The 14,702-nt window shown below is 57.8% G+C and carries 12 protein-coding genes and 1 other RNA gene; 8 read left to right on the top strand and 5 right to left on the bottom strand.

Annotated elements, in window-relative coordinates; genetic code table 11:
* Positions 1–10: 10 nt before the first annotated feature.
* The 3 genes from rsgA to AC2TDA_RS19445 form a co-directional block, all read right to left on the bottom strand.
* A complete protein-coding gene (gene rsgA / locus AC2TDA_RS19455; protein WP_480880397.1) occupies positions 11–1,039 on the bottom strand; it encodes a ribosome small subunit-dependent GTPase A in 1,029 nt (342 codons plus the stop codon).
* 181 nt (positions 1,040–1,220) lie between these two features.
* Positions 1,221–1,319, bottom strand: an RNA gene (ffs, locus tag AC2TDA_RS19450) — signal recognition particle sRNA small type.
* Positions 1,320–1,358: 39 nt separating this feature from the next.
* Positions 1,359–3,278 (bottom strand): bifunctional 2',3'-cyclic-nucleotide 2'-phosphodiesterase/3'-nucleotidase, encoded by a 1,920-nt coding sequence (locus AC2TDA_RS19445; protein WP_480880396.1) that lies wholly within the window; start codon positions 3,276–3,278, stop codon positions 1,359–1,361.
* Between the two features lie 138 nt (positions 3,279–3,416).
* On the opposite strand from AC2TDA_RS19445, the gene nudC reads away from it, so the two are divergent.
* Genes nudC through AC2TDA_RS19430 form a run of 3 tightly spaced genes read left to right on the top strand, consistent with a single transcriptional unit; the run spans position 3,417 to position 5,409 of the window.
* Positions 3,417–4,400: an NAD(+) diphosphatase gene (gene nudC, locus AC2TDA_RS19440; protein WP_480880395.1), complete on the top strand. Its 984-nt coding sequence runs from the start codon at positions 3,417–3,419 to the stop codon at positions 4,398–4,400.
* Positions 4,401–4,441: 41 nt separating this feature from the next.
* A complete protein-coding gene (locus AC2TDA_RS19435; RefSeq protein ID WP_480849375.1) occupies positions 4,442–4,909 on the top strand; it encodes an SRPBCC family protein in 468 nt (155 codons plus the stop codon).
* A gap of 32 nt (positions 4,910–4,941) precedes the next feature.
* A complete protein-coding gene (locus AC2TDA_RS19430; RefSeq protein ID WP_480880393.1) occupies positions 4,942–5,409 on the top strand; it encodes an N-acetyltransferase family protein in 468 nt (155 codons plus the stop codon).
* Positions 5,410–5,418: 9 nt separating this feature from the next.
* On the opposite strand, the gene AC2TDA_RS19425 is transcribed toward AC2TDA_RS19430, so the two are convergent.
* On the bottom strand, positions 5,419–6,252 hold the full coding sequence (locus AC2TDA_RS19425) for a prephenate dehydratase (RefSeq protein WP_480849372.1): 834 nt from the start codon (positions 6,250–6,252) through the stop codon (positions 5,419–5,421).
* A gap of 119 nt (positions 6,253–6,371) precedes the next feature.
* On the opposite strand from AC2TDA_RS19425, the gene AC2TDA_RS19420 reads away from it, so the two are divergent.
* From AC2TDA_RS19420 to AC2TDA_RS19400, 5 genes are all read left to right on the top strand, one after another.
* Positions 6,372–6,881 (top strand): c-type cytochrome, encoded by a 510-nt coding sequence (locus AC2TDA_RS19420; RefSeq protein WP_480849640.1) that lies wholly within the window; start codon positions 6,372–6,374, stop codon positions 6,879–6,881.
* A gap of 164 nt (positions 6,882–7,045) precedes the next feature.
* A complete protein-coding gene (locus AC2TDA_RS19415) occupies positions 7,046–8,959 on the top strand; it encodes an extracellular solute-binding protein (protein ID WP_480880392.1) in 1,914 nt (637 codons plus the stop codon).
* Positions 8,960–8,968: 9 nt separating this feature from the next.
* Complete coding sequence (locus AC2TDA_RS19410) at positions 8,969–10,054, top strand: microcin C ABC transporter permease YejB (protein WP_480880390.1); 1,086 nt, start codon at positions 8,969–8,971, stop codon at positions 10,052–10,054.
* Entirely contained in the window at positions 10,055–11,161 is a 1,107-nt protein-coding gene (locus AC2TDA_RS19405) for an ABC transporter permease (protein ID WP_480880388.1), read from the top strand.
* A complete protein-coding gene (locus AC2TDA_RS19400) occupies positions 11,158–12,735 on the top strand; it encodes an ABC transporter ATP-binding protein (protein WP_480880386.1) in 1,578 nt (525 codons plus the stop codon). The genes AC2TDA_RS19405 and AC2TDA_RS19400 overlap by 4 nt, the downstream gene beginning before the upstream one ends.
* 24 nt (positions 12,736–12,759) lie before the next feature.
* Here AC2TDA_RS19400 and AC2TDA_RS19395 read toward each other — a convergent pair whose 3' ends face one another.
* Positions 12,760–14,685, bottom strand: coding sequence for an elongation factor G (locus AC2TDA_RS19395; protein ID WP_480880384.1), 1,926 nt, complete (start codon positions 14,683–14,685; stop codon positions 12,760–12,762).
* Positions 14,686–14,702: the final 17 nt, after the last annotated feature.

Genomic DNA, 14,702 nt, shown 5'->3' with positions numbered 1-14,702 from the left:
CCCCCTCCTGTCAGAATTCGGTGCGTGAAGACTTTCCGCGTGTCACACTCCGCACCATTTTTCCGAATACTTTATCGCGCGCACGGGCTTGCGCCACGGATTCGGAATTACGCATGTCCTCTCGCCGCAGTTTGCGCCACCGGTCCAGCCGGTCAGGATTCAGAGCACCTTTATTAATTGCGCACAGGACAGCGCAGCCCGGTTCGCTGTGGTGTCTGCAATCAGAGAAGCGGCACTCCTGGGCCAGCTCAACGATGTCTGCAAAGACCTCGTTCACACCTTCCTTGGCGTCCAGTAACCGCAGAGCGCGCATTCCCGGGGTATCGATAAGCCATCCACCGTTTTTCATTCGGTGCAGGGCTCTTGCGGTCGTTGTGTGCCGACCGCGCGCATCGTCCTCGCGGATGCCGGCAGTTGCGTCCTGCGATCCGGTCATGGCATTTGCGAGTGTCGTTTTACCTACGCCGGAAGAGCCGACCAAAGCAGCCGTCTGACCAGACGGGCACCAATCCAGAACGCGCTGTACGTCTTGCGCGTCCAGCGCGTTCACCGGCAGGACGGTCAGAAATGTAGATGTGGCCTGGGCCTGGTTCACATATTGCTCTGGGTCTTTGATGGTATCCGCTTTGGTCAATACGATGACTGGGAAACATCCCGCCTGATGGGCCAGCGCGAGATAGCGTTCCAAGCGGGCGAGGTTGAAATCCGCGTTGCACGAACTGACGATGAACAGAACATCCACATTGGCGGCGATCAATTGCGCGTCGACCCCGGTTCCGGCAGCGCGGCGTTTCAGTAGGCTGCGACGGTCCAGCAAACGTTTAACTCGGTATTGCGGGTCGCAAAGCACCCAGTCACCAACGGCAAATTCACCCGTCAGGCGATCTCCGGTCAGCAATGGTATTTCGACGCCAGAACGTTGTCCGATCAACCGATCACGGTGAACGGCTGTCACGCGGAGAGGAATCAATTTTAGGTCGGCCGCGTGTTGCGCGGCAAAATGAGAGGACCATCCATGGTCCGAAAGGGTAAGAGACATTGGTCTGCCTGTGTTCAGAATCAACAAGCCTTGCGGATGGCGCGCGCGCATCCACTGGCAATGTGTTCAGGCAGTCGGGGTGATGGCTAAGATCAGAACCGCGTTGCCCGAAGGGTCATTGCTACAATCATAAAAGCCCTCCTGCGGCTGTGGGGTTCAGGTTAGCACCTTTTCAGGCACTAAGTGAGAGGTTGGACATCGACCCAAGCGGGGCTCGTTGTGGCTGCTTCCTTCCGGACCTGACCAGGTTGGCGAGGCGCTCGCCCGCGCCAACCTCTCGATGATGGATATAGGTGTGTGAAGCGGAAATGACAACCCGTCAGAGCGTCAGTTCAATCTGGAGAAATCCCGCAGAGTTCAAGCCATGTATATGAGGAGTATAAGCAGACAATTCGTCAAGATGCGCCTCGGCACCTGGGCCGGTCTCCAGCATGGCACTGGCTCCACCAAGCGGGGAGAGGCTGAACGGGTTTGGCGCGCGCTCCAAAGGATCGCTCGGCAGCTTTCCGGCCAGGTAATCCCGCAGAATGTCCTGAATAAGCAGAGTCGGCAATTTGATCGGCTGCATCTGTCCGGCCATTGGAAAGTTCCCGCCGCCATTTGCCCGGTAATTGTTCAGCGCGGCGACAAATCTCTGGCTGTCGGTGACGGGACGGCCCTGCAATGTCAGATTGCGGATGCGTGAGGCGGAGAGATCGGCCACACCGCCGGCGGCTGCATACCGGGGCGGCTGGGACAGGTCGATCTGATAGTTCAGCCCGTGCAGCACATCAAAATTGTGACCCGCCCGACCAGGATTTATCAAAGTGTCGCATTGGTCCGCCAAGACTTGATTGTACAGCCCGGCTGACATTTCGAGCCATTCCCGGACCTGAGCACCCGTTACTACCACGGCCCGCACTTCGTTAGGAAAAATGTGGATGTCAGCCACATGTCGCATTGAAATCTCGCCTGCCGGGACGTCGGTGTAATATCTCGGCCCTGCACGACCGCCGAATTTGGCAGGCGCCGAAACTGATATGAGCGGAAGGGATTCCAAGCTTGTCCCTGCCAGAATTGGCCGAACCGCAGCCGCCTGAGCGGCCGCCAGCAGCGCAAGTCCGCGATCAGGGGCGCAAAAACTGAAATAACTGTGAGCCGGGGCAGAGATGCTCCCAACGGGTTCTGCGGCGCGGATGCGGGTTGCAGTATGTCCCGCAGCGAACAGGCGCATCATCTCAGGATCTTCCGGCACAGGGTCGGCATGACTGGCGGGGTAGGCGGACTGCAGTTCGGCTTTGGCTTTGACGATGTGCCAGCTCTCAGCATCGTCGGGTTCCAGCATCAGGTTGATGACACCCAGATGAGAACCGGCAAACCCTGGCATAACCGTGGGTTTGCCATGCACCAACCCTTTGGTGCTGTCGACATGAGCGATGTCGGCATGCGTTTTTCCCGGCAGCGTCAGGTGAGTGTGGCCGGCGATTATGGCGTCGATATCGTTCAAGGCGGCCAGCGGAACGACCGCGTTTTCCAACCCCGCATTAGCCTGCGTTTCGCGCAACCCTGAATGAGCCAGCGCGACGATGATATCGCAGCCCTGTCGACGCAACGCGTTGGCAGTTTCTTTAGCAGTGTCGAGAATGTCATCGATCTCGACCTTCCCCTCCAGCCGGTGCGCTTCCCATTGAGTGGTCTGAGGGGGCAGGACAGACAGCACCCCGATGCGGATTGGCAAATCGGCGCCGTTCCATTGAACGAAACGATGCAATACCACGCTTTTCCGAGGGTTTTGGGCAGGTGACTTGCGTCTGAGGTTGCTGCTGACCAACGGGCACGAGATTTGGTCGGCAATCCGGTCAATCAGGCGAACCCCAAAATTGAAATCATGATTCCCTAGTCCCACCGCGTCGTAGTCCAACGCGTTGAACGCCCTTGCTATGGGGTGATCTTCCGCCACGTTTTCGGCGGCCCAATCTCCGAACGGCGTTCCCTGAAGGAAATCTCCGTTGTCGAACAGAAGGCTGAGCGCGCGCTGCTGCCGGGCCTGTTTGCGCGCTAGGCGGATTAGACTGGCAGTCCGCGTGAAGCCTATTCGGGGGTCTGAGCGATCCGCGTAATAATCGAACCCGGTCAGATTCATGTGAAGATCGCTTGTTGCCAAAATCTGGATATGCGCGACCGGTGACGGTTTCTGGTCTGGCGATGTACTAATTGTCAAACTATCAGCTTCGGGATGTTGTTGTACGGTTGAATTCACCAATTAGTAGAATACGTGCAAATTCCGGGGCATTCTTGCGGTCTTTCAACGGCAGCGCTGTTTTGCCGCGCGTTGAAAACACGTTGCGCCTAAGACAAAGACGTGGCAGCCCTTTGCCGACAGGCAGGGAAGGCAGGAATGAAACACGCGGAGCAAGTGACATTTGGCGGATCCGGTCTGGATCGGGCGGCGCTACGTCGCGGTGATGCAGAGCAGCTGGCACAAGCACAGGAAGACCCCTCTGCGCGTTGCCTTTTGTTGTGGCGTGGCAAGCTGCTGGTTCAAGGGGAACACCTAGATCGGCTGGCATTTGTTCCAATGAACCATGGTTTGTTGCGTGAGGGCCCAGGTGGGGTGGTCGCCTCTCCTATTTTCCTTGGGCAGACAGATCGCAACGCCCCGGTTTTTGCGATGGACATTTCCGGATGGGCGGCGGAAGGGCTGGACTTGACCGGCGTCGGTGATTTTGTCGATCGCACCGAACAGCAGCACCCGGACCTGCCGGAAGGTCACGTTTTTGCCGAGTTGCGCCGCATCATGGCGCGCCTGTCGCCGCGCGATGCGGAACTGGCCGCGACAGCCAAAGCCGTCATCGGATGGCACGAAACGCATAAATTCTGCGCCCGATGCGGGGCCCGCAGCGAAATATCTCAAGGCGGGTGGCAGCGTAGCTGTCCGGAGTGTGGCGGGCAGCACTTTCCGCGCACGGACCCGGTGGTCATCATGCTTATCACGCACGGCAATTCTGTGCTCATGGGGCGTTCCCCCGGCTGGCCCGAGGGGATGTTCTCGTTGCTGGCAGGGTTTGTTGAGCCGGGCGAAACGCTCGAGGCTGCCGTGCGACGGGAGGTTATGGAAGAGGCGGGTGTGCCTGTGGGTGCTGTTCGGTATTTGTCCAGCCAACCCTGGCCGTTTCCGGCCTCTCTTATGTTCGGATGTGCGGGTGAGGCGTTGTCGCGCGACATCCAGATCGACCCGGTGGAAATCGAAGAGGCAATGTGGGTCAGCAAGGCCGAGATGATGCAGGCCTTTGCTGGCGATCACCCGAGACTGCTGCCGGCGCGAAAAGGTGCAATTGCTCATTTTTTATTGCAGCACTGGCTTGCGGATACATTGGACTGACGAAACACTGGAGTTAAAATCAAGGACGGCCCGAACCCAAGATGCAGTTTTCAGCACAAGAGGATATTGAAGCTCCGATCGACATCGTGTTCGACATGGTTGCCGACTTCGAGCGGTTTGAGCGTATGGCAATGCGGCGTGGTGTCGACGTGCAGCGCGCGCGCGGACCAGTTCAGCCAGGTGCAGGTACTGTCTGGGAAACCGTGTTCACGATACGTGGCAAGCCGCGGCATATCACTGTGGAAATGACAGATTGCGACCGTCCCGCTTTGATCCGGTTTTATGCTGGCAGCAAGGGCATGAACGGCGCAACAACCATCGAGCTGCTGGCCCTTTCCCAGCGCAGGACACGCCTGAGCATCGATATGTCGTTGACCGCAAAAACTCTGCCGGCCCGGTTGCTACTGCAATCTCTGAAATTGGGGCAATCCCGTTTCCGCCGCCAGTTTCAGCAGCGCCTGGGTGATTTTGCTCGGGAACTGGAAGAACGCCACTTGCACGGGGTGTGAAGTTTGGCTGGCGCAGAAACAGGGGGCAACTCGTGAACGATCTGAACCTCAGACCGGCCGAGGATGGCGATGCCGAGGGTATTTCTTCGGTTCTGCAAAATCTTGTCAAAGCGGGAAAACGGCGGAAGGACAGCGATGTTGACTTCGTTATGGGCCATTACATCCGCCACCCCGACCAAATTCGATGTACAATCGCCGTTGACACGGTTGGGCATATCCTGGGTTTTCAATCTCTCAAGCGAGCCGTTGAAAACAATCCCTACGGTGCGCCGGTCGGATGGGGCGTAATCGGCACGCATATCTGTCCCACGGCGGCGAGAAACGGTATCGGGCGCGCCTTGTTCCAATCTACTTTGGCCGTCGCGCGAGATCGAAACTTACCTGCGATCGACGCGACAATCGGTGCTACCAATGTAGAAGGTTTGGCCTATTACGAAGCAATGGGCTTTAGAGAGTATCGACGACAGCAAGGATCGGTGTCTAAGTCGTTTTCGATCTGATTTTTTGCATCAACCGCGCGGCTGTGCCGCCGGATAGACGCCCAGAATCTCGACATTCGTCGTGAAATGCTCCAATTCGTCCATTGCCAGTTGGACATTCCGGTCATCGGGATGTCCAACGATGTCCGCGTAGAATTGCGTGGCCGTGAACGACCCGTCTAGCATGTAGCTTTCCAGCTTGGTCATATTGATGCCATTGGTGGCAAATCCGCCCATCGCCTTGTACAGCGCTGCAGGAATGTTGCGGACCTGAAACACAAAGCTGGTGATCATTCCATGCTCACCTCGACGCGATTCGTCAGCCTCGCGCGACATGACCAGAAAACGGGTGGTATTGTCGCCATGATCTTCGATGTGGCGTGCCAGTACATTCAGGCCATAGATTTCACCGGCCAGCTCGCTGGCGAGCGCGGCCGAGTGCTTGTCCCCGACCTCGGCCACCTCGCGGGCCGCACGCGCGTTGTCGGGGCTGACCCGACCTCGAATGCCGTGCTCTTTCAGAAAGCCTTCGCATTGGGGGAGTAGAACGAGATGGGAATGTGCCTCGGTCACGTCGGTCAAAGTTGCGCCGGGCACGCCCAGAAGGTTGATATGCACGCGGACAAAAGCTTCGTCGATGATGTGCAGCCCGCTATGCGGCAGCAGCCTGTGAATATCGGCCACCCGCCCATAGGTGGTGTTTTCTACCGGAAGCATTGCCAGGTCTGCCGCGCCCGAGCGCACCGATTCGATCACGTCTTCGAACGTGCGGCAGGGCAGGGCGTCCATATCGGGCCGTGCATTGCGGCAGGCTTCGTGGCTGTAAGCGCCGGGTTCTCCCTGAAATGCGATGCGTTTGGTCATTTGGTCGTTTCCGTGCAACAAGTTCTTGATTTGGGCGATTAGTCGCGGTGTCTATACCTTGCCTCTTGCAAGGGGAAGCCTTAGACACCCCGCAGACAGCTGAAATGGACTCGCGATCAATGTTCGACACGATGACAGTTACCAAGGCCGCCGCCGGCCTGTTTGGCACCTTCCTGGTGCTTCTTCTCGCCAAGTGGGGGGGTGATGTCCTCTATTATGTGGGTGGGCATGGTGCCGAAGCCGCCTACGTTATTGAAACCGAAAGCTCGGGCGAGAGCGCTGACGGCGAAGAAGTCGTCTTCGAAGATATGCTGGCCGCCGCCGACCCTGAGAAAGGCGCGCGCGTGTTCCGCAAATGCACCGCTTGCCACAAGCTGGAAGACGGCGCGAATGGCACAGGCCCCTACCTGTACGCGATTGTGGATCGCCCCGTCGCTTCGGCCAAAGGGTTCACTGGTTATTCTGCATCGATGCAGGCGCACGGCGGCAACTGGACGCCTGAAGCTCTGGATGCGTTCCTGACACGCCCCAGCGCCTATATTTCGGGCACCTCCATGAGCTTTGCCGGTCTGAAAAAACCGCAAGAGCGCGCCGACCTGATTGCGTATCTTCAGACGATCGGCAACTGATCTTTTGATCAACCGCACTGAATTTCAAAGCCGCTGCCCCGTGCAGCGGCTTTATTTTTGCTAACAACATCTTCACAAAGCGTTCACGCATTCTAAACTTGCACCTGACAGTGCTGGTCATTTAGCTGGCACGCAAAAGATTAAAGGCAGAGGCCAAGCAGGGGATGAGCAATATGAGATCCGGCAAAACTACCGTACAGGCGCGCGCATTGGATTTCAGGGGCTGGGCATATACGTCAATGCTGGGGCTGTTTCTGATCCTACTGGCAGCGACGCAGCTGTTTGCCGAAGAAAAGATCATCAAAAGCCACGGTTTCTCGGAATTTGGCGATCTGAAATACCCCGAAGGCTTTGCCCATTTCGACTATGTAAACCCGAACGCGCCGCGGGGTGGAGAGCTGTCCTATGCCGCGCAGGGTACGTTCGACAGTTTCAACCCATTCACGCGGCAGGGTCGCGCCGGAGCGCGGTCGGCGGATCAGTACGAATCCCTATTGTATCCGTCTTATGATGAGCCCGCGTCCTACTACGGCCTGCTTGCGGAAAGTCTGGAGTACCCGGAAAGTCAGGATTGGGTGATCTTCAACATGCGCCCCGAGGCGCGGTTTTCCGATGGCACGCCCGTGACCGCCGAAGATGTCGTGTTCTCCCATAACCTGCTGCTGGACCAGGGGTTGAAGTCCTACGCGGATGCGGTGCGCAAGCGCATCCCCCGCGCCGAGGCGTTGGATGAGCATCGGGTTAAGTTCTATTTCGCGCCGGACATCCCACGTCGGGCGTTGATTTCGCAGGTGGGCGGTACGCCGGTATTTTCCAAAGCTTGGTTCGAAGCGGACCCGGAAAACCGCCGTCTGGACAAATCCCGCCTGGTGCCGGGCATTGGTTCGGCTCCGTATCTTTTGGACAGTTACGACATCAACCGACGCATTGTTTACAAGCGCAACCCCGACTATTGGGGCGATGCTGTCAACGTAAACGTAGGTCGCAACAATTACGACAGCATCCGTATCGAGTATTTTAGCGACTCGATTGCCGCGATGGAGGGATTCAAGGCCGGCACGTTCACACTGCGGCAGGAAAACAATTCGAAAAGCTGGGCGACTGCTTACGATTTTCCCGCGATCGCAAATGGCTCTGTTGTTCGGGCCGAACTTGAGGATGGTAACGTGCCGACGGCCTCGGGCTTTGTCATGAACCTCGACCGCCCGCAGTTTCAAGACCCCCGTGTGCGCGAGGCGGTTCAGCTTGCCTATAACTTCGAATGGACCAATGAAAGCCTGCAATACGGGCTGTTTCAGCAACGGCATTCATTTTGGGAAGGCACGCATCTGGAAGCCACCGGCCTACCCGAAGGGCGCGAGCTTGAGGTGTTGCAGGCCCTTGGTGACACAGTGGACCCGGCGGTTCTGACCGAGGAACCGGTCACGGCGCATGAATCTCGCCCGGCTCGCCAGAACGACCGCCGCAACCTGCGTGCAGCGATGAAGCTGTTGGACGAAGCCGGTTGGCTGGTTGGCGACGACGGTATCCGCCGCAACACAAATGGCGAAGTGCTGTCGATTGAATTCCTGTCGGACCAGCCGACCCTGGACCGGATCATCCAGCCTTTCGTCGACAACTTGCGCGCCATGGGTGTGGATGCGAAATACAACCGCGTCGACAACGCCCAGTTCACCCTGCGCCGCAGGGACCGGGATTTCGACATGATCGTTGGCGGCTATCCCACTTCACTACAGCCATCGACCGGTCTGTATCAGCAATTCGGGACCGAGGCGGCCTCGTATTCCGTGTTCAACCCGTCGGGCGCGCATGGCCCCGATATTGAACCGCTGATCGACAACATCGTCGCCGCAACCGAAAGCGAGGAGCTTTTCGCCAATGTCCGCGCGCTGGACCGCGTGCTGCGTGCAAAGCGGATCATGGTTCCGACATGGTATCTGGGCAAATACTGGGTCGCCTATTGGGATATGTATGAATACCCCGAAAACCTGCCGCCCTATGATTTGGGCATCCAGGACCTGTGGTGGATCAATGCTGAGAAAGAAGCCGAGTTGAAGTCCTCGGGCGCGTTGAGGTAATCCGCCCCCATGGGAGCATATATTCTAAGACGCCTGTTGCTGGTCATCCCAACCCTGCTTGGGATCATGATCGTCAACTTTACACTGGTTCAGTTCGTCCCCGGCGGCCCGATTGAACAGATCATCGCCCAGATGGAGGGCGGTGGAGACGTGTTCGAAGGTATCGCCGGTGGCGGCAGCGATATCGAGCAGCAGACCGGCGGCGCCAATGACCGCTATGTCGGTGCGCGAGGCCTTCCACCGGAGTTCATCGAAGAGCTTGAGAAAGAGTTCGGTTTCGACAAACCTCCGGTCGAGCGGTTCTTTGATATGATGGGCAATTACCTGACGCTGGATTTCGGAGAGAGCTACTTTCGCTCGATCAGCGTGATTGATCTGGTGCTGGAAAAGATGCCGGTTTCGATTTCGCTGGGCCTCTGGTCGACCCTGATCGCCTATCTGGTTTCGATCCCGTTGGGCATTCGTAAGGCGGTCAAGGACGGATCTAAGTTCGACACATGGACCAGCGGAACCATTATCGTGGCCTATGCCATTCCCGGTTTCCTGTTTGCGATCCTGCTGCTGGTACTGTTCGCAGGTGGCTCTTATTGGCAGATTTTCCCGCTGCGGGGGCTGACTTCGGACTACTGGGACAGCTTGAGCCTGTTTGGCAAGATCATGGACTATTTCTGGCACATAGCCTTGCCAATCATTGCGCTGACAATCTCGGCGTTTGCGACGCTGACTTTGCTGACCAAGAACTCTTTTCTGGATGAAATAAAAAAGCAATATGTGATGACGGCGCGCGCCAAGGGCCTGAGCGAGCAAAAAGTACTGTACGGCCATGTCTTCCGAAATGCGATGCTGATCGTGATAGCCGGTTTCCCGGCGGTGTTCATCGGTGTTTTCTTTGGCGGTTCGATCATTATCGAGACTATCTTTTCGCTGGATGGCCTTGGCCGTCTTGGGTTCGAGGCTGCAGTAGCTCGCGATTATCCAGTGATCTTTGGAACACTCTTTATCTTTGGCCTGATGGGCCTCGTCGTCGGAATTATCAGCGACCTGATGTACGTCCTCGTCGATCCGCGCATCGATTTCGAAAAGCGGGAGGGTTAGATGGCACTTTCCCCTCTCAATCAACGCCGCTGGCGTAATTTTCGCCGAAATGGACGGGCGTTCTGGTCCCTTATTATCTTCAGTGTTCTGTTCGGTCTGTCTCTGTTCGCCGAGTTCATCGCCAATGACAAACCGATCCTCGTGAAGTACCGAGGGGAGTTTTATACTCCAGTGTTCAACTTCTACGCGGAGACTGAGTTTGGTGGAGATTTCCAGACCGAAGCCATTTACCGCGACCCTGAGGTACAGTGCCTGATCGACAGCGGTGGGCTGGAACAGTGCTTCGACGATCCCGAAGGCATCATCGAACAGATCGAGGCCGGAACTTTTCAGGCCGAAGGGTTCGAACGCGGCTGGGCGATCTGGCCACTGATCCCGTATTCCTTCAACACCAGCGTAGATCGCCCCGGTGCGGCACCGCTGCCGCCGAACAAGCAGAATCTGCTGGGTACGGATGACACCAAGCGCGATGTTCTGGCGCGGGTGATCTACGGCTTCCGACTGTCGATCCTGTTCACGCTAATGGTGACGGGTGTGGCCAGTCTGATCGGTGTCTTCGCCGGAGCCATCCAGGGCTTTTTCGGCGGCTGGCTGGATTTGGTGTTCCAGCGCATCATCGAAATCTGGTCTGCAACCCCGTCGCTATATGTGATTATCATCATGTTCGCCATTCTGGGGCGAAGTTTCTGGTTGCTGGTCGCTCTGATGATCCTGTTCAGTTGGACCGGTCTGGTGGGCGTCGTGCGCGCCGAGTTCCTGCGGGCGCGAAACCTGGAATACGTGCGCGCGGCCCGAGCGCTGGGTGTTGGCAACATGACCATCATGTTCCGGCACATGTTGCCCAATGCCATGGTCGCGACGCTGACATTCATGCCCTTCATCGTGACGGGCACAATTGGCGGGCTCGCCAGTCTAGACTTTCTGGGTTTTGGCCTGCCGTCTTCGGCTCCGTCGTTGGGAGAATTGACCTTGCAGGCCAAGCAGAACCTGCAGGCGCCGTGGCTGGCATTCACTGCCTTCTTCACTTTTGCCATCATGCTATCGCTTCTGGTCTTTATCTTTGAAGGCGTCCGCGATGCGTTCGACCCGAGAAAGACCTTTTCATGAGCTTGCTGGACGTGAATAACCTCAAGGTCTCGTTCCGACAGGACGGGCAGGTCAGCGCAGCGGTCAAGGGTGTCTCCTTTACCGTCGACCGCGGCGAAACGGTTGCCTTGGTGGGCGAGTCAGGGTCAGGTAAATCCGTTACCGCACTCAGCACAGTGTCCTTGCTTGGCGACAGCGCGATCGTCGAGGGTTCGGTTCAGTATGACGGGCAGGAGATGATCGGCGCCTCGGACCAGCGCCTGATGGACGTGCGCGGCAATGATATCAGTTTTATCTTTCAGGAGCCGATGACTTCGCTCAACCCGCTGCACACGATCCAGAAGCAGATGGCGGAGTCGCTGGCATTGCACCAGGGGGTCGCTGGTGCTGCTGCGCGTGACCGGATTGTCGAATTGATGACCAAAGTGGGTATCCGTGACCCGGAGGAGCGTCTGGACAGCTATCCGCATCAATTGTCAGGTGGGCAACGCCAACGCGTCATGATCGCGATGGCACTAGCCAACAAGCCGGACATCCTGATCGCAGACGAGCCAACGACTGCTCTGGACGTAACCATTCAGGCGCAAATTCTGGAGCTTCTGGCTGAATTGCAGAAGTCCGAAAACATGGGGATGCTGTTCATCACTCACGATCTGGGTATTGTGCGCCGAATTGCGGATCGGGTTTGCGTCATGAAAGATGGCGAGATTGTGGAAACCGGGGTGACGACCGAGATATTCGACAACCCTCAGCACCCTTATACGCGTAAGCTGTTGGCGGCTGAGCCGTCTGGTCACCCCGACCCGGTCGCTTTGGACGCCGAAGAGGTGGCCCGGACGGACAGTCTAAAAGTCTGGTTTCCGATCCAGCGTGGGTTTCTGAAAAGAACCGTTGGCTATGTGAAGGCTGTCAATGATGCGACTCTGACTGTGCGCGCTGGTGAGACGCTGGGTATTGTGGGAGAAAGCGGCTCGGGCAAAACGACCTTGGCGTTGGCCATAATGCGCCTAATTTCTTCCGAGGGGGGGATCACCTTCCGCGATCAGGATGTACGCCGCTGGTCAACGCGAGAGCTGCGGCGGTTGCGTAAGGACATGCAGATTGTGTTTCAGGACCCATTCGGCAGCCTCAGCCCGCGCATGACTTGCCAACAAATCATTGCCGAAGGGCTCGCAATCCACAAAGTGGACTCACATCGTGCCCCGCGCGAGCTTGTGGCCGAAGTGATGACTGAAGTTGGCCTGGACCCGGCAGCGATGGATCGTTACCCGCATGAGTTCTCAGGTGGACAGCGGCAGCGTATTGCTATTGCACGGGCGATGGTGCTGCGGCCCAAATTGTTGGTTCTGGACGAACCGACGAGCGCGCTGGACATGACGGTACAGGTGCAGATTGTCGACCTGCTGCGCGACCTGCAGCGGAAATATGGGCTGGCCTATCTGTTCATCAGTCATGACCTCAAAGTCGTGCGCGCGATGTCGCATAACGTCATCGTAATGCGGAACGGAGACGTGATTGAAATGGGCAAGGCAGAGGATCTGTTCGAAAACGCTCAGACCGAATACACCCGTGAACTGATCGCGGCGGCGGGCTGAAGCCAGCCCGCGCGCCCAAATTGTCTAGGCGATTTCCTTGCGTTGTGTGGGCGTGGGCACCGGTCCGCGCAGTTCCTCATAGTGATCGAATTGCAGCTTTACCCAGCCCGTGCCCCGGGTGGCGCTTGCAAGGGTGCGGTGCAGTTCGTCCTGAGCTACAGCGGGCAGCTGAGCGTTGAAAATTTCCCAACCCGAAGCGTTCGGGTTGCCCTCGAACCCCAAGACCTGCCCTTGCAATGAACTGATCGTCGGCACCAGATCACCTACAAAGGTCGAGGGCAGGTGGATTTCCGCGTTCAGGATCGGTTGCAGGACAACCGGCTTCGCTTCGGGCAGAGCCTCGCGCACCGCGTTCTTGCCCGCGGTGCGGAAGGCATAATCCGAGCTGTCCACATTGTGGTGTTTGCCGTCGCTCAGCGTGACCTTGACGTCCACTACCGGGAATCCTTGGGGACCCTGTACCAGTGCGTCTTTTGCGCCGTGCTCGACCGAAGGAATGTAATTCTTGGGCACTGAGCCGCCCTTGACCACTTCCTCGAACTGAAAACCCGAACCGCGCGGCAATGGCGCGACGGTGATGACCACATCCGCGAACTGACCGGCCCCGCCGGATTGCTTGCGGTGGCGGTGGCGATATTCGACAGACGAGCGGATTGTCTCACGATAGGCGGTTTCGGCAGCGTCAGCTTCGATTTCGATGCCGAAATCCTCGGCCAGTTTTGCGGTGACACGACGCATATGCTGGGGCCCTTGCGAGCCCAGGATCGCGTGGCCGCTCAGCTCATCATGTTCCAGATGAAGGCCCGGGTCGATCTCGACTAGACGCGTCAGCGCGTTGGACAAGCGAACGTCGTCCCGTTCGTGTGCGGGCGACACGACCTGACGATGAGCTATGGGGTGTGAGGCCGCCCATTCCGGAAGCGGCGTTGCCGAAGTGCTGTCGTACAAGTAACCGGGGTTCAAGTGGTCGGATTTCACCGCCAGCCCGATTTGCCCGGCTTCAAGAACGCTGATCTGAGTCTTGGCGTCGAGCGTTGTCAGATTGCCGACGGTCTCACCGCCCAAGGCTTCGTGCGCTTTGACGCCGTCGCCCAGGCCACGCAGGACAATGATCTTGCCGATGTGTTTTTTGACATCCGCAAAGCCGGCAATGGCGCGCGCGTCTTCTGCGGCTTCGTCGCGGCCGGCTGCGATATCAAACTCGGGCGCCTCGTGTCGCAGGGCCTTCATAAGGCGAGTTAATCCGTTTCCGTGGCTCGCCGCACCGAGGCAGGCCGGGATTAACTGATGGTTCTGCAGTACTTGCGCCGCCAGACCATAAATCTCTTCGCTGGGTGGCTGCTTGTCCTCGATCAGCTGCTCCAACAAATGGTCATCGAAATCCGACAGCGTTTCGAGCAACTCGGTGCGGGCCTCCTGCTCACGGTCTTCGGCCGATTGCGGCAGTTCGATCAGAGCCGAGGGTTGCCCTTCCTGATACTTCCACGCGCGTTCCGAGATCAGATCCACGGCACCGATGATCGTTTCGCCCTCTCGGATCGGAACCTGACGTAGGGCGATGTGATGTGTGCAATAAGTTTGCAGCGCTGAAATGATGTCGCGAATGCGGCCATTTGGGTTGTCCATCCGGTTGATGAACAGGAAACAGGGTATACCCGCTTCCTCGACCAGCCTTAGATACGGGGCGCATAGGACCGCCGCATCCGGGTCGGGCGGTACAACCACGACCGCTGCGTCCGAGATCGCCATCGCAGGCCCGGCATAGGCCAACGCGTCGCCGCCTCCGTCCACATCAATCGCGCACCAAGGCTCGTCCAAGTAAGAAAAACCGTGCAAATGCACGGTCCCGGAAACATCGAATGTGGTGGGTCGGCTGTCGAGGCGGCTGATGGCCTCGACCAGAGTGGATTTGCCCGATTGGCTGGGGCCGAGGACGGTGAAAACGCGCATAGGTGCTGTCCCTCTTG

The organism is Ruegeria sp. HKCCD6426, from assembly GCF_057221115.1.
Note: the sequence above shows the minus strand (reverse complement) of the source record. Positions and strands in the feature narration are given on the sequence as shown.